The following is an 18,477-nucleotide window of genomic DNA, read 5'->3' as shown; positions in this document are numbered from 1 at the left end:
CCGCCTTGTTTTCCTCCTCAGAGCAAAACTCGGTGACAGCCGCGCGACATCACAGGTGTCGCGGCGTCATGCCCTCCGCTTTTCAGGGGCGGGGTCTGGTGCACGGAATCAGCGAGACGTCCCGCCCGGTTAGGCAAGATGTTCCCAAGGCCGAAGACGGCGCGGACTCACTGCGCGGCGTGCAGCAGTTCCTGCGCGTCGTGGCCGTAAAGATAGTCGCGGGTCGTCGGCACGGCATACTGCTTATGCGCGATCTGCAGGTGGAAGACGCCCTGCCGGGTTTCCTCGAAGGCCGCCTCGCAGACCGCAAGGTAAAAGCGCCACATGCGGATGAAGCGCTCGTCATAGCCCATCTCGCGCACCTTCGGCAGCGCCGCTTCGAAACGCCGCCGCCAGTGGTTGAGCGTCGGGCCATAGTGGCCGCGCAGCACCTCGACATCGGCCGCCCAAAGACCGGATTTTTCGATCGAGGCAGACACCTCCGACAGGCTGGGGATATAGCCGCCCGGGAAAATATACTTGTCGATCCACGGAGAAGTGGGCGCCGGCGGCGCGGTGTGGCCGATGGTGTGGATCAGCGCCACGCCCTCGGGCTTCAGCACGTCCTGCACTTTCGCGAAATAGTCCTGCAGATGCGGGAAGCCCACGTGCTCCAGCATGCCGACCGACACCACGCGGTCGAATTTGTCTTCGATCTTACGGTAATCGAGCAAGCGGAAGTCGGTCTTATCGGCCAGTCCCGCCGCTTCGGCGCGTTGCTTGGCGGTGGCCAATTGGTTCTCTGACAGGGTGACGCCGGTGACATGCACGCCGTAGTCGCGGGCCAGCGTCAGCGCCATGCCGCCCCAGCCGCAGCCGATATCCAGCACCTTCATGCCCGGCTTGAGCAGCAGCTTATGGGCGATGTGGTCTTTCTTGGCGCGCTGCGCGTCTTCAAGGCTCATGTCTGGGTCGCGGAAATAGGCGCAGGAGTACTGCATATCCTCATCGAGAAAGAGCCGGTAGAGGTCATCCGAGATATCATAATGGTGCTGAACGTTCGATTGCGAACGCAGCGGGTTGTTCCGCTGTTCGAGACCGCGCAGTCCCACACGCATCCTGTCCATCGCAACGAACCACGTTGGCATCTGTCCGGATTGCTGATTGCGGATCAAAAGCGCGAGGAAATCGTAGAGCTTATGCGGCGGACAGTCGATGCGGCCATCCATATAGCCCTCGCCAAGCGCCATCACCGGATGCTGGCACAGATCCTTGATGATCGAGGTATCGGTGATCGTGACTTCGGCTTCTGGGCCGCCTCCCGGTCCGAACTCATGCAGCGCTCCGTCGGGGGCCGTGATCTTCAGCCGACCCTCAACGATCAGCCGTTTCAACATTCTTTCGAGTATGGATACCCACATGATCAGACCCCCTTAACTCGGATTTGTTTGAAAACGGTTGAAAACGTTTGGAATCGAAAAAAGGTTCCCAGACGTTACAACACGAACGAAATATGGCAAATCCAAGTGGCGTCCCTTGACTTCCCCACGCTCTAGCGGTGTATCGGCGCCTAACTTTCCAGCAGTTTCCGAAGGGCAAGACCCATGCATGCCTATCGCAGCCATACCTGCGCAGATCTGACCAACGCCAACGTCGGCGAAACCGTCCGCCTCTCCGGTTGGGTGAACCGCATTCGCGATCACGGCGGCATCCTGTTCATCGACCTGCGCGATACCTACGGGATCACGCAGGTGCTCTGTGACCCCGACAGCGCCGCCTTCGCGGATGTCGAGAAGGTCCGCGCCGAATATTGCATCCGTATCGACGGCGAGGTGAAAGCCCGCGATCCCGAGCTGGTGAACCCCAAGCTGCCCACCGGCGAGATCGAGGTGTTCATCCGCGAGATCGAAGTGCTGGGCGCCTCGAACGAACTGCCGCTGATGGTGTTCGGCGAGCAGGAGTACCCGGAAGAGACGCGCCTGCGCTATCGCTACCTCGACCTGCGCCGCGAGAGCATGCAGCGCAACATGACCCTGCGCTCGGATGTGGTCGCCTCGATCCGCCGCCGCATGTGGGACAAGAACTTCCGCGAGTTCCAGACGCCGATCATCACCGCGTCCTCGCCCGAAGGCGCGCGCGACTTCCTCGTGCCGTCGCGTCTGCATCCGGGCAAGTTCTACGCGCTGCCGCAGGCACCGCAGCAGTTCAAGCAGCTGATCATGGTGTCGGGCTACGACAAATACTTCCAGATCGCGCCCTGCTTCCGCGACGAAGACCCGCGCGCCGACCGCTCGCCCACCGACTTCTACCAGCTCGACATGGAGATGAGCTTTGTCACCCAGCAGGACGTGTTTGACACGATCTCGCCGGTGATCGCGGGCATCTTCGAAGAGTTCGGCGGTGGCCGGAACGTCGACGCGCCCGGTGAGTGGCCGCAGATCTCCTACCGGGACGCGGCGCTGTGGTACGGCACCGACAAGCCCGACCTGCGCAACCCGATCAAGATGCAGGACTGCTCCGAGCACTTCCGCGGCTCGGGCTTTGCGATCTTCGCCAAACTGCTCGAGCAGGAAGGCACCGAGGTCCGCGCCATCCCCGCGCCCACCGGCGGCTCGCGCAAGTTCTGCGACCGGATGAACGCCTTTGCCCAGAAAGAGGGTCTGCCCGGCATGGGCTACATCTTCTGGCGCGATCAGGGCGAAGGCATCGAGGCTGCAGGCCCGCTCGCCAAGAACATCGGCCCCGAGCGCACCGAGGCGATCCGCCAGCAGCTTGGTCTGGATGTCGGCGACGCGGCCTTCTTCCTCGGCGGCAAGCCCTCGAGCTTCGAGCGTGTGGCGGGCAAAGCGCGCGACGTGATCGGTGCCGAGCTGAAGCTGACCGACGAGAACCGCTTCGCCTTTGCTTGGATCGTCGACTTCCCGATCTACGAGAAGGACGAGGAGAGCGGCGAGATCGACTTCGAGCACAACCCGTTCTCGATGCCGCAGGGCGGGATGGACGCGCTCAACGGCGATCCGCTCGACGTGCGCGGCTTCCAGTACGACCTTGCGTGCAACGGCTACGAGCTTGTCTCGGGCGCGATCCGGAATCACAAACCGGACGTCATGCTGAAGGCTTTTGAGATCGCGGGCTACGGCGAGGAAGAAGTGAAGAGCCGCTTCGGCGCGCTCTATCAGGCCTTCCACTACGGCGCGCCGCCGCACGGTGGCTGCGCCGCGGGCATCGACCGGATCGTGATGCTGCTGGCGGATGAACAGAACATCCGCGAGGTCATCATGTTCCCGATGAACCAGCGCGCCGAAGACCTGATGATGCAGGCGCCCTCCGAGCCCAGCTCGGACCAGCTGATGGAACTGTCGCTGCGGGTCATCCCGCAGGAGTGATCCAGATGCTCGAGACGCTCAGATCCCGCGGCTTCGATGTCGAAGTGCGCAACCACGCCGCGGCGATTCTGAGCGTCGACTTCCCCGAAGAAACCGCCGAACTGGTCGAGACGCTCTCGGAGTTCAGCATCGAACTTTCCGAGCTGATCGCCGGTGGCGGTGGCGAGTCGGGGCAGACCCAGCGCTTGCGGCGCGCGCTCAGCGCCCGCGGCTGGGAAAAGCACAACTTCCTTGTCCAGACCATCGTCGACGGCGTGGAGCGCAATTCGATCTCGCATGAGATCGACCACGTGCGTCGCGCCGGGGCGGGGCGGCTGGCGCTCGAGATCGAGTGGAACAACAAGGATCCGTTTTTTGACCGCGATCTCGAGAATTTCCAGCGCCTGCACGCGCAGTCGGCGATCTCGCTGGGCATCGTGGTGACGCGCGGCTCGACGTTGCAGGACCGCATGCTGCCGCGCATCCGCAGCTGGCTGGAAGCGAACGGGTTGCAGTCGGAAGAAGACCTGCAGCGGCTCGGCATCGGCGATCGCACCGCCAAGCAGCGCGCCGCGGTTGAGGCGCAGGTGGCCAAAGGCATGACGTTCCCCGAAGCCTTTGCGCGCAAGTTCGTCGCCGATAAATTCGGCACCGCCACCACCCATTGGTCCAAGCTCGAAGAACGCGTGCGCCGCGGCGTCGGCAATCCCTGCCCGCTGGTGCTGATCGGTCTGCCGGACGCGATTCTTCAGGGCTAGGGGCCGGATTTTTCTAAGATCGAAGTGCTGATCCGCCCGGAACAAGGCCGAAGGCCGCCGGGCGAGCGCTGGCCCGTCCCCACGGGCTGGCGCTTTGTCATTTCAGCACGGCGTTCGGGGGGTGCACGGACTTGGCTGGAATAAAGCGCAGATCACAGCCGTCGCAGCGCCACCCCACGGGCCAGCGCTCGCCCGGCTCGCGTTGCGCCGCGGATTACTCCGCCGCGACGCCCGAGTTGTAGGAATAGGTCTTCCATGTCGGCTTGTAGTCGGCGTCGGCCTGATTGCCCCAGACCGTCCAACCCTCACGCACACCGCGGCCGAACATCTCCAGATACGGCCCTTTCGAGCAGCTCTCGATGACTTCGTACTGCTCGTCCGGCTTGCGCGAATGTTCGCGCTTGCGGGTCTGGATCATGTTGACCTGACGGCGGCCCGGCGCTTCGGTCCGCGCGTTCTTGCCGCGGGTGCCGAAGAGCAACAGCTCGGTCACATTGCGGAAGTAGAAGCCCACGCCGCGCCCGTCAGAGCCGCCATCCTTGCGGATTTTGTGCCAGACGATGTTCGACTTATACTCGAAGCCCCAGGAACTCAGCACCTGCAGGCCTTCGGGCAGCAGCGCGTTCGGCACCCAAAGATAGCAATGCGCCATATCCTGCAGGTGGTCGGCCACCGGCAGCGCGCAGATATCCTCGAGCGTCATCGTGGGGTAACGCGCAAGGCGCTTGTGTTCGGGGGCGACTTTTCCGGTGCGATTGGTGAAACGCCACGGCGGATCCGCCATGACGGTCCCAAACCGATCATCCCCCAGAAACTCGGACAAATGTTGCGCTGCGCTTTGTGTCATTACCGAAATATAGCCTTCCAGACGCCCCCTTGTCACGCGGCTTTCGTGCCTCGCATGGCGCATTTGCGCGTTGTGCGGCATTGCGAACAAAAATGGAACGGCTTGAGCCGGGGTTGGGCATGAAAAAGGGGCGCGACGCCGCAGCGTCGCACCCCCGAATGGCGCCGCAAAAGCTTGCGTTCAGTCTTCGAGGTGATCGGCCTTTTTCTTCTCGATGAGGCCAAGTTCCTTTTCCTTGCGGGTGAGGAACCGCTTGCCGTAGGCGTCGTTCTCCTCCTCGCCGACGACCTTGCGGGCGCGGGTGAAAACCTCGTCCTCTTCTTCTTCCATATGATGCTCGTAGTCGTGTTTGAGCGTGCGGAAGCGGGTGAGCCAGCCCGAAGACGACATATCCATCTCGTTCAGCTCTTCGAGGATTTCATCCATCTCGGCATGTTCATGCACCGAGTGGCGCGCGGCGTCCTGACCCCAGGTCTCTTTCATCAGAGCCGAGTAGAACTCTTCCTCTTCGGCGGCGGAATGGGATTTGATCTCGCGGTAGAACTCTCCCCAAGCTTCGCGCCGCTCGGGGCTGTCGCCCTCGGTCTTGTCGATGCGGTCCAGCAGAGTGCGATGGTGTTCATGGTCCTTGGTGATGGCGTCGTAGATCGAGGTCATGTGGCTCTCCGCGTGCAGGTGGCTGAGTGACTAGCTGGGTGACTAGGTGTTCGGCCCAGCAACGCGGAAAGAGGGGCGGGGGTTCCCCGCGATCACCTCAGATCGCCATGCGCCTGTCGAGCCGTTCGCGCAGCACCTGCGCCAAATGGGCCAAAGCGCTCTCCATGGGGCGCTCTTCTGAGCGGGCCTCGGCAAGATGCGCCGCGGCACTCTCGAGCGCGGCATCCCCCGCGCTGCGGGCGAGACCACCGAGAAATTGCGCCAGATAATCGGCAAGCTGCGGCGTTGGCGTCCCGTCGAGCAGGCTTGCCGCATGGGCGATATCGTCTTGATACGCCAGCGGATCCGGGCGAATCGGATCATCGGGCACCAGCCTGATGCCGCCAGGGCGGCGACCGGGCGGCAGCGCCGCGATGATGGCATTTTGAAAGTGCAGCAGGCTGTGCAGGGGCTTGTCGAGGAACCCGTCGGCGCCCGCAGCCTCGACCAAGGGTTCGGCGAAAGGATCGCCACTGGTGCCCAGCAGCACCGGCAGGCGCGGGCTTTGTTCTGCGAGGTCTTTGATAAGCTCGGCGCCCGACCCGTCCGGCAGGCCAAGATCGACCACCGCGATGGTCGGCCTGTAGAGCGACAGGTGCCGGCGCGCGGCCTGCAGGCAATCGGCGCGGCGGATGCGGGCTCCGCTGCGCAGCGCCATCAGGCGCAAGGCGTCGCAGGCATAGCGGCTGTCCTCCACCGCCAGCAGCGTCATCCCCAGCAACGGTCGGGTCGCGGTGGGGCGAGGAGGTTGAGGCGGGAGGCGGTCACTGTCACTCATGGCTGGCACTCATGGTTGTCGCTCATAGTCACTGTCCCTCTAGGTCACGCTCGCTGCTGGCACTGTCGCAGATACTCACTGGTGGTCTTTGCCATCCTCACCCGCCGTAGCTAATGGGCGGTTAATGGACGCACCCGCTTGCGGCAGGGGGCTCGGGCGCGCGATAACCGGGCGACGCGAAGATTCGAGGGAGAGTGTCATGATCGGTCGTCTCAACCATGTCGCCATTGCCGTGCCCGATCTGGAGGCGGCCTCGGCGATGTACCGCGACACGCTGGGTGCAAAGGTCGGCGCGCCGCAGGATGAGCCGGACCACGGCGTGACGGTGGTGTTCATCGAACTGCCCAACACCAAGATCGAATTGCTCTATCCGCTGGGAGACGAGTTGCCGATCAAGGGGTTCCTCGACAAGAACCCCTCGGGCGGCATTCACCATGTCTGCTACGAGGTGGAGGACATCCTTGCGGCGCGCGATCACCTGAAAGCGCAGGGCGCGCGGGTGCTGGGCAATGGCGAGCCGAAGATCGGCGCGCATGGCAAGCCGGTGCTGTTCCTGCACCCCAAGGATTTTCAGGGCACGCTGGTCGAACTGGAACAGGTCTGAGGGCGCATCATGGCGATCACATCGGGCATCGTTCTCTTCGCGGTCATCTGGTTCATGACCTTCCTGTGCGTGATTCCCCTGCGGCTGAAGACCCAAGGCGACGTCGGCGAGGTGGTGCCGGGCACCCACGCGGGCAGCCCGGAGGTGCATAACCTCAAGCGCAAGGCATGGATCACCACGGGGATCTCTGCCGTGCTATGGGCGATCTTCGCCTCGATCATCCTCAGCGGGATGATCAGCGTGCGCGACATCGACAGCTGGATGTTCAACCGCATGGGGCCGCCGGTGACGGCTGGCGACTGAGCCGCCAGCCCTCAGACGAGCCCTCAGCCCACGGGCCGTTCGCCGTGGATCCGGTGATAGATGTGGGTGAATGTCGCCGCCCCTAGGATCGGGATCAGCAGGTTCACCAGCGGCACCGAAAGCGGCAGCGCCATCAGCACGCCCGCGACCCAGATCGTCGGCAGATGGCGGCGGCGCAGCACGGCGGCCTGTTCGCGCCCGACCCGGCGCATGGCGGCCAGCGTGAAATATTCCCGCCCCAGCAAAAAGCCGTTCAGCCCCCAGAAAATGAAGGGCGCGAAGGGCGCAAACAGCACGTAGAGCACCAGCGCCACGAGGTTGGCGGCGATCATCACACCGAGAAAGCTGAGCGTGTCGCGCAGCGCTTCGCCCCAACTCACTTCCATGGCGGGGCCGAGCGCGGGGTAATGCCGGTCTTCGACCGCCTGCGCCACGTCGTCGAGAAAGAACGAGGTGATGGCCGAGGCCACCGGCACCATCAGCACGACCGACAGCAGCAGCATCAGCGGCACCGCGCCCCAGCTGATCGCGGTGTCGACCCATGTCACATCGCCGATCCACGGCAGGGTGACGGTGTCGCCGACCAGCCAGCCCACGACGGTGACGAAGACGAAATAGATCAACACGAAGAGCCCGACCGTCAGGCCGAGCCCCTTGATCAGCACCGAGCGAAAGCGCGCGTCGCCGATCTGTCCTATGGCGGCGAGGAAAGACGCCGGGATCATGCGTCCATCCACGTGGTGATCGTGTCTAGGTCGGGGCGCGGGCGTTCCGGCGGGGCCGAGGTTTCGGTGCCGATATGGATGAAGCCCGCGACGCTTTCGTTTGCGGCGAGCCCCAGCGTTTCCTCAATAAATCCGCGGTCATGCGACGCCCAGCCGGTCAGCCAGTTGGCCCCCCAGCCCGAAGCCAGCGCGGCATTGAGCAGCGCGAGGCAGACGGCACCGGCGGAATAGGTCTGTTCAAGCGGCGGGATCTTCGGGCTTTCTTTCTGCACCTCGATTACCGCCACGCAGAGCGGGCTGTCGGCGAAGGCGGCGCGTGCCTTCGCGGCCTGGTCCGGGTCCACGCCGAGCGCCTCTGCGCGCAGGCCGACGGCAGCTGCCAGCCGGTCGAGCGCGCCGCGCTCCAGCACGATGAAGCGCCACGGCTCCAGCTTGCCGTGATCCGGCGTGCGCGCGGCGGCGGTGAGCAGCGGCAGCAGCGCCTCGCGGTCGGGGGCGGGGCCGGTCAGGGTCTTGGCCGGGCGCGAGCGCCGGCTGAGCAGGAACTCCATGGCCTGCGGATTGGGGGTGGGCATCGCCGTCTCCTCGTTCAGTCGCCTCCTATGTCTGCCTTTGGCGGCGCGGTTTCAACCGGTTGCGATGCGTGCCGACCCCAGGTGTGGCGGGGGATGCGCCGGGCGCGATGACTTGATAGGAAGAGCGGAAAAGCTGCGAGGAGCCCCCGTCATGGCCAAACCCGACCTCACCCATCTCGCCGCGCCCGGGGCGGTGCTGGAGGTCCGCGTGACCCCAAAGGCCTCGCGCAACGAGATCCGCGAGGAGGATGGGCAGATCCGCATCTATGTCACCACCGTGCCGGAGAACGGCAAGGCGAATGACGCCGTGGTCAAGCTGCTGTCAAAGGCGCTGGGGGTGCCGAAATCCCGGCTGACGCTGATCCGCGGCGCGACGTCGCGCGACAAGGCTTTCCGGGTCGAGGGTTGATCACTCGTCGGTGTCGCTGCCCTGCCTTGTATAGACGCCCTCGGGAAGGCTGATCGCGGCGGCGAGGTCGCGCATCTGCGTCATCGAAAGGGTGATTTTATTCACTTTGTCGGTGCGCGGGTCATATTGCTCGACCGTGACGCATTCCTCAAAGCTCGAGACGACCACGTCTTCCTGAAGATGCGGATCGCCCTCGTCCACGAGGGTTACAACGGTGGCGTCGAATTCGTGCTCGATACTGAACATGGTCTCAGCCTAGACGCGTAATGCACCGGCAGACAATCCGGAATTTTGGTCGCGTCACGGAAACTTGCGCAGGCGGGGCCGGGTGGGCCTTTGAACGGCGCAGCGCCCAGCTTGCATGGGTCCGGCGGCGTTGGGGAGATACGTTTAAGGCACAATGCTGCCATCTGTTGACGGCCGCACTGGCGCGCCTCGCCGCTGGCCCCTATCGTGACCCTATGTCCAGACCCGGAGCGAGCCGCCACATGCGCCGAATTCTGCCCCTTCTGTTTGTCCTGATCTCTGCCTGTACGGCGGTGCCGATCTCGTCGGTGCCGGGGGGCGGCGATCCGCTTGCCGGGACCGGATCGCGCGCGGCGCAGCAATTCGTCGACGTGGTGGATCGGGTCGAGCCGGTGGCCGAGCAGCAGTGCCGGTCGATCTCTTACAAAGGGTCGAACTGCGATTTCCTGATCGTGGTCGACGACCGCCCCGGCGAAGAGCCCAACGCCTTTCAGACCCGCGACAGTCAGGGCCGCCCGGTGCTGGCGTTCAACCTTGCGCTGATCCGCGATGCGCAGAACGCGGACGAGCTTGCCTTCGTCATGGGGCATGAGGCGTCGCATCATATTCTTGGCCATCTCGATCGGGTGCAGGAAGATGCCGCCATCGGCGCGATCATCTTTTCGGGCATCGCCGCGATGACCGGAGCCGACGAGGCCTCGGTGCGCAGCGCCGAAGAGTTCGGCGCCTCTGTCGGCGCACGCACCTTCACCAAGAACTACGAGCTGGAAGCGGACGAGTTGGGCACGGTGATCACCATGCGCGCGGGCTTCGATCCGATCCGCGGTGCGCGGTTCTTCGAGCGTCTGCCCGATCCCGGCAACCGCTTCCTCGGCACCCATCCGCCGAATGCCGCGCAAATCGACGCCGTGCGCCGCACCGTCGCGGCGGTTCAGGCCGGCGGCGGGGTCTGACGTTGATGTGCATCAAGGGCGGCAGCGGCAGTCTTTGATAGGATCACCCCGAGGAAACGGCCATCAGGGCCGAACAACGGGGAGATATGCCATGCCCGGAGCAAGGGATTTCAAACGCCACGCCGCGCTGGTCGACCATATGGCAAGCGCTGTGGGGGTCGATCTTGAAGAGCAGATGATGCGCGGCAAGCTCAGCTTCAGCGCGCTGGAGGATGCGGTGTTTGCCTGCACAGGCTGCACCCATCCCGATACCTGCGAACATTGGATCGCGGCACAGAAGGGCAAGGCCGAGGCCACGCCCTCTTATTGCCGCAACGCCGATCTCTTCCAGCAGCTTGCAGGGAGGTAAGGCGATGATCTCTGCCTGCATGAAACGCGGTCCGCGCCCGATGCCGCTGGGTGATGAGCGCGCGCATTTCTGGCGCGTGCAGCGGATGGCCCGCGCCACCGGCGTCGATCTGGTGGCGGCGCAGGATCATGGGCTGCTGCCGCAGAGCGACTGGGCCGCGATGGTCGGGCGCTGCCGGGGCTGCCTCTGGGCCGAGGGCTGTGACCGCTGGCTTGGTCATCTCGAACCGATGGAGGCCGGATCCGAGGGCGATGCGCCGCGGGCCTGCCCCGAGGACTGCGTGAACAGCCGCACTTTCGCGGCGCTGCAGGGTGAACTCGTCCAAGAGGTGTGAGCGATGCTTGGAGACACGGCGCGGCATTTCTGGATGACCCGCAGCGTGGCACGGGTCATGGGCGTCAACCTCAGCGCGGCGCTGCGCGAGGGACGCCTGAGGGCCGAGGATTACGAGGTTATGGTGGCCGCCTGCCGCGGCTGCGCGCTGGTCGAGCAATGCGAGAAGTGGCTGGCCGTCCAGCATAATGTTGCAAAGGCGCCGCCTCCGGGCTGCCGCATCGCAGGACCGCTGTCGCGGCTGAGGCGCCTTCACTGAGCTAGGTGCACTTTTTTGAGAGGGGAGTGCATCCGACTGCGGCCCGTTTCCTGGCAAGCGGGCCGCTTTTTTGTGGCCGGGGGATGAGTGGGCTTCTCTCGGCGCGAAAACTCTGCCCAAAAACTGCCCACCGCCGACCTGCTGCGCGCCGCCGCTGCCGCTCACAGCGCGTTCACTTTGACTTGCGCCCGCTCCGCCCGGTAGCTAGTGCCGTCGAAAATTTCTGGAGAACACCCGTATGGTCACGACCCGCTTTGCCGGCGCCGCGCTCGCGCTCGCCCTTTCGCTTGTTTCCGGTGCCGCCTCGGCGCAGGAATTCGTGGCCAAGATCGGCCATCTCGAGAGCCCGGCGCAGAGCCGTCACGTGCACCTCGAGAAGGTGGCGGAACTGGTCAAAGAGCGGACCGGTGGCGCGGTCGAGCTGCAGATCTTCCCGCAGGGCCAGCTGGGCAACCAGCGCCAGATGAACGAGGGCGTGCAGCTTGGCACCATCGAGGGCACCGTGGCCCCCGCCGCCTTCCTTGGCGGTTTCAACCCGGCGGTCTCGATCCTCGATATCCCCTATCTGCTGCCCGAGGGTGCCGCCGAGGCGCAGGCCCTGCGCGACGGTCCCTTTGGTCAGGCGCTGCTCGATACCTTCGCCGACAAGGGCATGGTGGCACTGATGCTCTGGCCCAACGGCAAGAAGCAGTTCACCTCGAACAAGCCGCTCGACAACATCGCCGATTTTGCCGACCAGAAGTTCCGCGTGATGGACAGCTCGATCCTCATCGAGCAGTTCAATGCGCTTGGCGCTTCGGCCATCGCGCTGCCCTTCGGCGAGCTTTACACCTCGCTGCAGACCGGCGTCGTCGACGGCGAAGAGAACCCGCTCGACACCATCAAGAACATGAAGTTCTACGAGGTGCAAAAGAACCTCGTCGTCTCGGATCACGGCGCGATGGAAGATGTGGTGCTGTTCAACCCGATGTTCTGGGAGAGCCTGACGCCCGAGTATCAGGACGTGATCAAGGGCGCCTTCGCCGAGGTCATCCCCGAGCTGACCGCGCATAAGGCCGCCGCCGTGGAAGAGGCGCTGCAGGTGATCAAGGATGCGGGCACCAACGTGCGCGTGGCCTCGCCCGAAGAGCGCGCCGAACTGCGCGAGCTGACCTGGGGCCCGGCGTCCGAGGCATATCTCGCCAAGGCCGGTGACGCAGGCAAGGCGCTGCTGACAGCCTATGAGGACGCCACCGCTGAATAAGCCCGTGCCCCGCACGTAAATTTATCAAGACCTTCAAAGGCGCCCGGATCTCCGGGCGCCTCTTTGCAAGCCGCCGCCCGAAAAAGTCCCGGAGACCGCCCATGACATTCCTCAACCTGCTGCGAAGGGTCGAGCGCACGATCCTCGTGGTGCTGTTCCTGACCATGGTGGCGCTGTTCTTCGGCTCGGTGGTGATGCGCGAGTTTGGCGGCACCATGGCCAGCCGCTTTGCCTGGATCGAGGAAGCGGTGCGGCTGATGAACCTCTTTCTGGTGTTCCTCGCGCTCGGTCTCGCGCTGGAGCGGGGCAAGCATGTGGGCATCACCAACCTGCGCGACAAGCTGCCCGAGGGCGCGCGGCGCTGGCTGCTGCGCCTGATCGACACGGTGGGGCTGCTGTTCTCGCTCTATGTGGCGTGGCTGGGCGTGCAGATGGTTGAGTTCGTGCTCAAATCCGGCCAGACCTCGCCGACGCTCGGCATTCCCATGGGGCTGATCTACCTCGCGCCGGTCATCGGCTTTCTGCTGCTGGCGCTGCGCTACGGGCTGAGCCTCTTTGGCGTAATCGACCGCTTCGCGGCGCAGGCGGAGGCTGAGTGATGCTGATCCTGATCATCCTCCTTGCGGTCGCGCTGCTGCTGACCGGGTTCGAGATGCTGCTGGTGCTGGGTGTGCCCGCGCTGGCCTACAAAGAGATGTTCTACGCGCGCCTGCCTGACCCGGCGATCGTGCAGAAGATCGTCGGCGGCATCGACCATACCACGCTGCTGGCTATTCCCTTCTTCATCTTCGCCGCCAACCTGATGGGCGCCGGGCAGATCGCCGCGCAGCTGGTGAATGTGGTGAAGGCCCTCGTTGGCCACACGCGCGGCGGCATCGGCCATGTGGTGGTTGGCGGCTCAATGGCCTTCGGCGCGGTCTCGGGCTCGGCCCCGGCCACCGTCGCGGCCATGGGCCGGATGGTCTACCCCGAGATGAAGCGGGCGGGCTACTCCGACAAGTTCAGCCTTGGCCTGCTGGTCGCCAGCGCCGAGACCTCGCTGCTGATCCCGCCCTCGATCACCCTCATCGTCTACGGCTGGATGACCGGCACCTCGATCTCGCGGCTGTTCGCGGGCGGGCTGGCGGTGGGCATCGTGCTTGGCCTCGCCTTCGCGCTCTTCGTCTGGCTGGAAGCGGGCAAGGGCGGCGTCACCCGCGAGCCGCGCGTGCCGTGGTCCGAGCGGTTCTGCTCCATCTGGCAGGCGAAATGGGCGCTGGGGATGCCGGTGATCATTCTGGGCGGCATCTACTCAGGCATCATCACCCCGACCGAGGCGGCAGCGGTCAGCGTGGTCTATGCCATCGTGGTCGAGGCGGTCATCCTGCGCAGCCTGACGTGGAGCGATCTGTTCAAGATCACCGAACGCAGCGCGATCAACACCGCGATCATCTTCGTGCTGCTGGCGATGGGCGGGCTGATCTCTTTCTTCGTGACGCTGGCGCAGGTGCCGAACGGGATCATCTCGCTGCTCAACTCGGTGGACGCGGGCTGGATCACTTTCCTGATGGTCGCCAACCTGTGCTTCTTCATCGCGGGCATGTTCATCGACCCGAACTCGGCCATGCTGATCCTTGTGCCGCCGCTCTTTCCCGTGGCGCAATCGCTGGGGATCGACCCGGTGCATTTCGGCATGATCGTCACGCTGAACATTTCGCTGGGGATGATCACGCCGCCCTTTGGGCTCGACATCTTCGTGGCCTCCTCGACGTTGGGCAAACCGGTGACACAGATCATCGCCGGGGTCTGGCCCTTCGTGGTGGTCAACGTGATCGTGCTGCTGTTGATCACCTACCTGCCGCAGATCTCGCTCTTCGTGCCGAAACTGATCTTCGGCTGAGCCTCTCGGCGCGGCGGCTCTCCACATCGCCGCGCCGGGCTGCTACACCGCTCGTGACATTGAGAGCATGAGGGCGTTGCAGCATGACCACTCCGAAACCCGTTGTCCTGACCATCCTCGACGGCTGGGGCCTGCGCGACGAGACGGCGTATAACGCCCCGGCGCTGGCCAAGACGCCGACCATGGACAAGCTCTATGCAACTTGCCCGCATGCCACGCTGATCACCTTCGGGCCGGACGTGGGCCTGCCGTCGGGCCAGATGGGCAACTCGGAAGTGGGTCATACCAACATCGGCGCGGGCCGGGTGGTGGCGATGGATCTGGGCCAGATCGACCTGTCGATCGAGGATGGGTCCTTCTTCAAGAACGAGGCCATTCTGGACTTCGCCGCCAAGGTGAAAGACGCGGGCGGGCGCGCGCATCTGATGGGCGTGGTCTCGGATGGCGGCGTGCACGGCCATATCGAGCACATCAAGGCGGCGGTGAAGCTGCTGGTGGATCAGGGGCTCGAGGTGGTGCTGCACGCGATCACCGATGGCCGCGACGTGGCACCGAAGTCGGGCGAGGGGTTCATGAAGGACCTTGCGGGTAGCCTGCCCGAAGGCGCCAGCATCGGCAGCGTGATCGGCCGCTACTACGCCATGGACCGCGACAACCGCTGGGAGCGGGTCGAGACGGCCTATGACGCGATGATCAAGGGCGAGGGCGAGAGGGCGCCCGATGCTGTGACCGCCGTCAGCCAGAGCTACGCCAAGGACAAGACCGACGAGTTCATCCCCGCCACCGTCGTGGGCGGCTATGAGGGGCTGAAGGCGGGCGACGGTTTCTTCTGCCTCAACTTCCGTGCCGACCGCGCGCGCGAGATCCTCGCCGCCATCGCTGCGCCCGACTTCGACGGGTTCGAGCGTGAGACACCCGAGCTTTCGGCGCTGCTCGGCATGGTCGAATATTCCGACAAGCACAACGCATACATGACCACCGCCTTCCCCAAGCGGGTGATCGTCAACACGCTGGGCGAATGGGTGGCCAAGCAGGGGCTGAAACAGTTCCGCCTCGCCGAGACCGAGAAATACCCGCATGTCACCTTCTTCCTCAACGGCGGCAAGGAGACCCCGGAGGAGGGCGAGGACCGTTTCATGCCCAAATCGCCGAAAGTGGCGACCTATGATCTGCAGCCCGAGATGTCCGAGCCCGAGGTGGCCGAACGCTTCGTCGATGCGATCGAGAAGGGCTATGACCTGATCGTCACCAATTTCGCCAACCCCGACATGGTCGGCCACACCGGCGATCTCGATGCGGCGATCAAGGCCTGCGAGGCGGTGGACGAGGGTCTTGGCAAGGTGGTCGCGGCGCTCGAGAAGGTCGGCGGCGCGATGGTGGTCATCGCCGACCACGGCAACTGCGAGACCATGTGGGACGACGCGACCGATGGGCCGCACACGGCGCATACAACCAACCCGGTGCCGGTGATCCTCTTCGGCGGACCCGAGGGCGCGACGGTGCATGACGGCATCCTTGCCGATGTCGCCCCGACGCTGCTGCAGCTGATGAACCTGCCGCAGCCCGAGGAGATGACCGGGACGAGCCTGATCGACAAATGAGAGCCGCCGCGCTGATCCTCTGCCTTCTGGCGGGCCCTGCGCTGGCGCAGGCCCCCGGTGATGCCGCACGGGCGGCGGCGCGGGCGCTCGAAGAAGCCTCGGTGCAGCTTGATGCCGCCGAGGGCTCGCGCGACCGGGTGCGGGCGCTGACCCAGACCGTCACCGCCTATGAGGACGGGCTCGCCGCACTGCGTGACGGGCTGCGCGAGGCCGCCGTGCGCGAGACCGAACTGAGCCGCCGTCTTGCGGCGCAGGACGAAGAGATCGCGCAACTTCTCGGCGCGCTGTCGAGCCTTGGCAGCACCGTCGCCCCCGAGGCGCTGCTGCATCCGGCGGGGCCGGTGGGCTCGGCGCGGGCAGGGATGCTGCTGGCCTCGGTGACGCCGGGACTGGCGCAGGAGGCCAAGGCGCTGCGCTCTGATCTCAACGAGGTCGCCGAGTTGCGCGCGCTGCAGGAAAACGCGGCGCAGACGCTGCGCGAGGGGTTGGCCGGAGTGCAGCAGGCCCGCACCGAGCTTAGTCAGGCGGTGGCCGACCGCACCGATCTGCCGAAACGCTTCACCGAGGATCCGGTGCGCACCGCGATCCTGATCTCGGCCACCGAGACGCTCGACGGGTTCGCCTCTGGTCTGGCGCAGATCACCTCGGACGAGGCGCCGAACTCGCTGCCGCCGGTGGATGAGCAGAAGGGCGCGCTGGAACTGCCGGTGCGCGGGCAGGTGCTGCGCGGCGCGAATGAGGCGGATGCGGCGGGGGTCAAACGCCCCGGCATCGTGATCGCGACGCTGCCGCAGGCGCTGGTCACCACACCCACCGCCGCCACCGTGCGCTACTCTGGCCCGCTGCTCGATTACGGGCTGGTGACCATTCTCGAGCCGCAGCCCGACCTGCTGTTCGTGCTGGCCGGGCTGGACGAGAGCTATGCCGAAACCGGCGAGATCCTGCCCGAGGGCGCGCCGGTGGGGTTGATGGGCGATGCGGCATCTGACAGCGCGTCACTGTCACGTGAAGGTTCCGGCGCTGGACGCACGGAAACCCTGTATATAGAGGTAAGAGAGGGCGACGCCCCCGTGGACCCGCTAGAATGGTTCGCCAGCGACAAGGGATGATCTGAGGATGAACAAGTTTCTGATGGCCGCAGTGGGCGGCACCGTGGCAGGCGTTGTGGCGACGACGCAATTTGTCGGCCCGCTGCTTGCACAGGAGGCCGAAAAGAACACCTCCGTCTATGAGCAGCTCGACCTCTTCGGCGACATCTTCGAGCGCATCCGTGCGCAATATGTGACCGAGGTGGACGACAAAAAGCTGATCGAGGCGGCGATCAACGGCATGCTCACCTCGCTCGACCCGCACTCCAGCTACCTGCCGCCGGACGATGCCGCCGACATGCGCGTGCAGACGCGCGGCGAGTTTGGCGGTCTGGGCATCGAGGTGACGCAGGAAGACGGCTTCGTGAAGGTCGTCTCGCCGATGGACGGCACGCCGGCGGACGAGGCTGGCGTCGAAGCGGGCGACTTCATCACCCATGTGGACGGCAAGTCGGTTCTGGGCCTGTCGCTCGACGAGGCGGTGGACAAGATGCGCGGGCCGGTCGGCTCCGAGATCGTCATCACCGTGGTGCGTGAGGGCGAAGAAGAGCCCATGGATATCTCGATCATCCGCGACACCATCACCCTGACCGCCGTGCGCTCGCGCCTCGAAGGCGACACCGTGGTGCTGCGCATCACCACCTTCAACGATCAGACCTATCCCAACCTCGCCGAGGGGCTGGCCAAAGAGGTCGAGGCCGCTGGCGGCATGGACAAGGTCAACGGCATCGTCGTCGATCTGCGCAACAACCCCGGTGGTCTGCTGACGCAGGCGATCAAAGTGGCCGATGCCTTCCTCGACAAGGGCGAGATCGTCTCGACCCGTGGCCGCAACGCCTCCGACGGCGACCGCTACAACGCCACCGAGGGCGACCTCTCGGAAGGCAAGCCGATCGTGGTGCTGATCAACGGCGGCTCGGCTTCGGCATCCGAGATCGTGGCTGGCGCGCTGAAGGATCACCGCCGCGCTGTGGTCGTCGGCACCAAGAGCTTCGGCAAGGGCTCGGTCCAGACGGTCATGCCGCTGCGTGGCGATGGCGCCATGCGCCTGACCACCGCGCGCTATTACACGCCGTCGGGTCGCTCGATCCAAGCGCTTGGCGTCTCGCCCGACATCGTCGTCGAGCAGCGTCCGCCCGAGCCGGAGAGCGATGAGGACGGCCCCGCAGTCTTTGGCCGCTCCGAGGCCGACCTGCGCGGCGCGCTGGACAACGACAGCCTGACCGAGGACGAGATCCGTCAGATCGAAGAAGATCGTGCCAAGGCCGAGAAAGCGGCGCAGCTGCGTCAGGACGACTATCAGCTGGCCTATGCGATCGACATCCTCAAGGGCCTCAGCGTTCTGGGCGACGAAGCCGCGCTGATGCAGCAGGCGCAGGCCGCCGACAAGTAAGCCGCCCTCTTGGGCGAGATGAAAGGCGCGTCCCTTGGGGCGCGCCTTTTGCTTTGGCTCTTCGGTGCATGTGCGCGCCCGGCTGCCCTTTCAA

Annotated in this window: 22 protein-coding genes; 15 read left to right on the top strand and 7 right to left on the bottom strand. The window is 65.0% G+C overall.

Annotation, left to right across the window (positions count from 1 at the left end):
- Positions 1-167 precede the first annotated feature (167 nt).
- A complete protein-coding gene (locus tag ACXAD2_RS10210) occupies positions 168-1,400 on the bottom strand; it encodes a class I SAM-dependent methyltransferase (protein WP_475169535.1) in 1,233 nt (410 codons plus the stop codon).
- Positions 1,401-1,583: 183 nt separating this feature from the next.
- On the opposite strand from ACXAD2_RS10210, the gene aspS reads away from it, so the two are divergent.
- Together aspS and ACXAD2_RS10200 are read left to right on the top strand one after the other, a co-directional pair.
- Complete coding sequence (gene aspS, locus ACXAD2_RS10205; protein WP_224901776.1) at positions 1,584-3,365, top strand: aspartate--tRNA ligase; 1,782 nt, start codon at positions 1,584-1,586, stop codon at positions 3,363-3,365.
- Positions 3,366-3,370: 5 nt separating this feature from the next.
- Positions 3,371-4,102, top strand: coding sequence for a BglII/BstYI family type II restriction endonuclease (locus ACXAD2_RS10200; RefSeq protein WP_475169532.1), 732 nt, complete (start codon positions 3,371-3,373; stop codon positions 4,100-4,102).
- Positions 4,103-4,316: 214 nt separating this feature from the next.
- Here the strand turns inward: ACXAD2_RS10200 and ACXAD2_RS10195 are convergent, their stop codons facing one another.
- From ACXAD2_RS10195 to ACXAD2_RS10185, 3 genes are all read right to left on the bottom strand, one after another.
- The gene (locus ACXAD2_RS10195) at positions 4,317-4,949 is read right to left on the bottom strand and encodes an MT-A70 family methyltransferase (RefSeq protein WP_066103008.1); all 633 of its coding nucleotides are present in this window, start codon (positions 4,947-4,949) and stop codon (positions 4,317-4,319) included.
- 180 nt (positions 4,950-5,129) lie between these two features.
- A complete protein-coding gene (locus tag ACXAD2_RS10190; protein ID WP_066103005.1) occupies positions 5,130-5,606 on the bottom strand; it encodes a hemerythrin domain-containing protein in 477 nt (158 codons plus the stop codon).
- Positions 5,607-5,703: 97 nt separating this feature from the next.
- Positions 5,704-6,423, bottom strand: a complete 720-nt coding sequence (locus ACXAD2_RS10185) for a response regulator (protein ID WP_475169526.1) — start codon at positions 6,421-6,423, stop codon at positions 5,704-5,706.
- Positions 6,424-6,622: 199 nt separating this feature from the next.
- Here ACXAD2_RS10185 and mce point away from each other — a divergent pair, with 199 nt between their 5' ends.
- Together mce and ACXAD2_RS10175 are read left to right on the top strand one after the other, a co-directional pair.
- The gene (mce, locus tag ACXAD2_RS10180; RefSeq protein ID WP_475169524.1) at positions 6,623-7,027 is read left to right on the top strand and encodes a methylmalonyl-CoA epimerase; all 405 of its coding nucleotides are present in this window, start codon (positions 6,623-6,625) and stop codon (positions 7,025-7,027) included.
- Positions 7,028-7,036: 9 nt separating this feature from the next.
- Positions 7,037-7,330: a DUF1467 family protein gene (locus ACXAD2_RS10175; protein ID WP_066102995.1), complete on the top strand. Its 294-nt coding sequence runs from the start codon at positions 7,037-7,039 to the stop codon at positions 7,328-7,330.
- A 23-nt stretch (positions 7,331-7,353) separates the two neighbouring features.
- On the opposite strand, the gene ACXAD2_RS10170 is transcribed toward ACXAD2_RS10175, so the two are convergent.
- Together ACXAD2_RS10170 and ACXAD2_RS10165 are read right to left on the bottom strand one after the other, a co-directional pair.
- Complete coding sequence (locus tag ACXAD2_RS10170) at positions 7,354-8,055, bottom strand: EI24 domain-containing protein (RefSeq protein WP_224901768.1); 702 nt, start codon at positions 8,053-8,055, stop codon at positions 7,354-7,356.
- Positions 8,052-8,630 carry a nitroreductase family protein gene (locus ACXAD2_RS10165; RefSeq protein ID WP_475169522.1) on the bottom strand — a complete coding sequence of 193 codons (579 nt, stop codon included), beginning with the start codon at positions 8,628-8,630 and terminating at the stop codon, positions 8,052-8,054. The genes ACXAD2_RS10170 and ACXAD2_RS10165 overlap by 4 nt, the downstream gene beginning before the upstream one ends.
- A 151-nt stretch (positions 8,631-8,781) precedes the next feature.
- On the opposite strand from ACXAD2_RS10165, the gene ACXAD2_RS10160 reads away from it, so the two are divergent.
- Positions 8,782-9,039: a DUF167 domain-containing protein gene (locus tag ACXAD2_RS10160; protein ID WP_164178759.1), complete on the top strand. Its 258-nt coding sequence runs from the start codon at positions 8,782-8,784 to the stop codon at positions 9,037-9,039.
- Here ACXAD2_RS10160 and ACXAD2_RS10155 read toward each other — a convergent pair whose 3' ends face one another.
- Positions 9,040-9,285 (bottom strand): hypothetical protein, encoded by a 246-nt coding sequence (locus ACXAD2_RS10155; RefSeq protein WP_224901761.1) that lies wholly within the window; start codon positions 9,283-9,285, stop codon positions 9,040-9,042.
- 242 nt (positions 9,286-9,527) lie between these two features.
- Between ACXAD2_RS10155 and ACXAD2_RS10150 the strand changes: the two genes are divergently transcribed.
- From ACXAD2_RS10150 to ACXAD2_RS10105, 10 genes are all read left to right on the top strand, one after another.
- The gene (locus ACXAD2_RS10150; RefSeq protein ID WP_475169519.1) at positions 9,528-10,238 is read left to right on the top strand and encodes a M48 family metalloprotease; all 711 of its coding nucleotides are present in this window, start codon (positions 9,528-9,530) and stop codon (positions 10,236-10,238) included.
- Between the two features lie 91 nt (positions 10,239-10,329).
- Positions 10,330-10,587 (top strand): DUF6455 family protein, encoded by a 258-nt coding sequence (locus tag ACXAD2_RS10145; RefSeq protein WP_066102981.1) that lies wholly within the window; start codon positions 10,330-10,332, stop codon positions 10,585-10,587.
- 4 nt (positions 10,588-10,591) lie between these two features.
- Positions 10,592-10,921: a DUF6455 family protein gene (locus ACXAD2_RS10140; protein ID WP_237220205.1), complete on the top strand. Its 330-nt coding sequence runs from the start codon at positions 10,592-10,594 to the stop codon at positions 10,919-10,921.
- A 3-nt stretch (positions 10,922-10,924) separates the two neighbouring features.
- Positions 10,925-11,179, top strand: a complete 255-nt coding sequence (locus ACXAD2_RS10135) for a DUF6455 family protein (protein ID WP_224901753.1) — start codon at positions 10,925-10,927, stop codon at positions 11,177-11,179.
- A 238-nt stretch (positions 11,180-11,417) separates the two neighbouring features.
- A complete protein-coding gene (locus tag ACXAD2_RS10130; protein ID WP_475169511.1) occupies positions 11,418-12,422 on the top strand; it encodes a TRAP transporter substrate-binding protein in 1,005 nt (334 codons plus the stop codon).
- 101 nt (positions 12,423-12,523) lie between these two features.
- On the top strand, positions 12,524-13,021 hold the full coding sequence (locus tag ACXAD2_RS10125; RefSeq protein WP_475169510.1) for a TRAP transporter small permease: 498 nt from the start codon (positions 12,524-12,526) through the stop codon (positions 13,019-13,021).
- The gene (locus ACXAD2_RS10120; RefSeq protein WP_475169509.1) at positions 13,021-14,301 is read left to right on the top strand and encodes a TRAP transporter large permease; all 1,281 of its coding nucleotides are present in this window, start codon (positions 13,021-13,023) and stop codon (positions 14,299-14,301) included. The genes ACXAD2_RS10125 and ACXAD2_RS10120 overlap by 1 nt, the downstream gene beginning before the upstream one ends.
- An 83-nt stretch (positions 14,302-14,384) precedes the next feature.
- Positions 14,385-15,902, top strand: coding sequence for a 2,3-bisphosphoglycerate-independent phosphoglycerate mutase (gene gpmI / locus ACXAD2_RS10115; RefSeq protein ID WP_475169507.1), 1,518 nt, complete (start codon positions 14,385-14,387; stop codon positions 15,900-15,902).
- Positions 15,899-17,011, top strand: coding sequence for a murein hydrolase activator EnvC family protein (locus ACXAD2_RS10110; RefSeq protein WP_475169506.1), 1,113 nt, complete (start codon positions 15,899-15,901; stop codon positions 17,009-17,011). Before gpmI ends, ACXAD2_RS10110 begins: the two co-directional genes overlap by 4 nt.
- Positions 17,012-17,018: 7 nt before the next feature.
- Positions 17,019-18,383 (top strand): S41 family peptidase, encoded by a 1,365-nt coding sequence (locus ACXAD2_RS10105; protein WP_475169505.1) that lies wholly within the window; start codon positions 17,019-17,021, stop codon positions 18,381-18,383.
- Positions 18,384-18,477 lie beyond the last annotated feature (94 nt).

It is taken from the genome of Salipiger sp. ABN3_019 (genome assembly GCF_056158605.1).
This window is presented reverse-complemented; position numbering and strand designations above follow the sequence as displayed.

Coding starts and splice junctions, on each gene's coding strand:
- ACXAD2_RS10210 (WP_475169535.1), bottom strand. CDS start 1,400: ATGTGGGTATCCATACTCGAAAGAATGTTGAAACGGCTGATCGTTGAG.
- aspS (WP_224901776.1), top strand. CDS start 1,584: ATGCATGCCTATCGCAGCCATACCTGCGCAGATCTGACCAACGCCAAC.
- ACXAD2_RS10200 (WP_475169532.1), top strand. CDS start 3,371: ATGCTCGAGACGCTCAGATCCCGCGGCTTCGATGTCGAAGTGCGCAAC.
- ACXAD2_RS10195 (WP_066103008.1), bottom strand. CDS start 4,949: ATGACACAAAGCGCAGCGCAACATTTGTCCGAGTTTCTGGGGGATGAT.
- ACXAD2_RS10190 (WP_066103005.1), bottom strand. CDS start 5,606: ATGACCTCGATCTACGACGCCATCACCAAGGACCATGAACACCATCGC.
- ACXAD2_RS10185 (WP_475169526.1), bottom strand. CDS start 6,423: ATGAGTGACAGTGACCGCCTCCCGCCTCAACCTCCTCGCCCCACCGCG.
- mce (WP_475169524.1), top strand. CDS start 6,623: ATGATCGGTCGTCTCAACCATGTCGCCATTGCCGTGCCCGATCTGGAG.
- ACXAD2_RS10175 (WP_066102995.1), top strand. CDS start 7,037: ATGGCGATCACATCGGGCATCGTTCTCTTCGCGGTCATCTGGTTCATG.
- ACXAD2_RS10170 (WP_224901768.1), bottom strand. CDS start 8,055: ATGATCCCGGCGTCTTTCCTCGCCGCCATAGGACAGATCGGCGACGCG.
- ACXAD2_RS10165 (WP_475169522.1), bottom strand. CDS start 8,630: ATGCCCACCCCCAATCCGCAGGCCATGGAGTTCCTGCTCAGCCGGCGC.
- ACXAD2_RS10160 (WP_164178759.1), top strand. CDS start 8,782: ATGGCCAAACCCGACCTCACCCATCTCGCCGCGCCCGGGGCGGTGCTG.
- ACXAD2_RS10155 (WP_224901761.1), bottom strand. CDS start 9,285: ATGTTCAGTATCGAGCACGAATTCGACGCCACCGTTGTAACCCTCGTG.
- ACXAD2_RS10150 (WP_475169519.1), top strand. CDS start 9,528: ATGCGCCGAATTCTGCCCCTTCTGTTTGTCCTGATCTCTGCCTGTACG.
- ACXAD2_RS10145 (WP_066102981.1), top strand. CDS start 10,330: ATGCCCGGAGCAAGGGATTTCAAACGCCACGCCGCGCTGGTCGACCAT.
- ACXAD2_RS10140 (WP_237220205.1), top strand. CDS start 10,592: ATGATCTCTGCCTGCATGAAACGCGGTCCGCGCCCGATGCCGCTGGGT.
- ACXAD2_RS10135 (WP_224901753.1), top strand. CDS start 10,925: ATGCTTGGAGACACGGCGCGGCATTTCTGGATGACCCGCAGCGTGGCA.
- ACXAD2_RS10130 (WP_475169511.1), top strand. CDS start 11,418: ATGGTCACGACCCGCTTTGCCGGCGCCGCGCTCGCGCTCGCCCTTTCG.
- ACXAD2_RS10125 (WP_475169510.1), top strand. CDS start 12,524: ATGACATTCCTCAACCTGCTGCGAAGGGTCGAGCGCACGATCCTCGTG.
- ACXAD2_RS10120 (WP_475169509.1), top strand. CDS start 13,021: ATGCTGATCCTGATCATCCTCCTTGCGGTCGCGCTGCTGCTGACCGGG.
- gpmI (WP_475169507.1), top strand. CDS start 14,385: ATGACCACTCCGAAACCCGTTGTCCTGACCATCCTCGACGGCTGGGGC.
- ACXAD2_RS10110 (WP_475169506.1), top strand. CDS start 15,899: ATGAGAGCCGCCGCGCTGATCCTCTGCCTTCTGGCGGGCCCTGCGCTG.
- ACXAD2_RS10105 (WP_475169505.1), top strand. CDS start 17,019: ATGAACAAGTTTCTGATGGCCGCAGTGGGCGGCACCGTGGCAGGCGTT.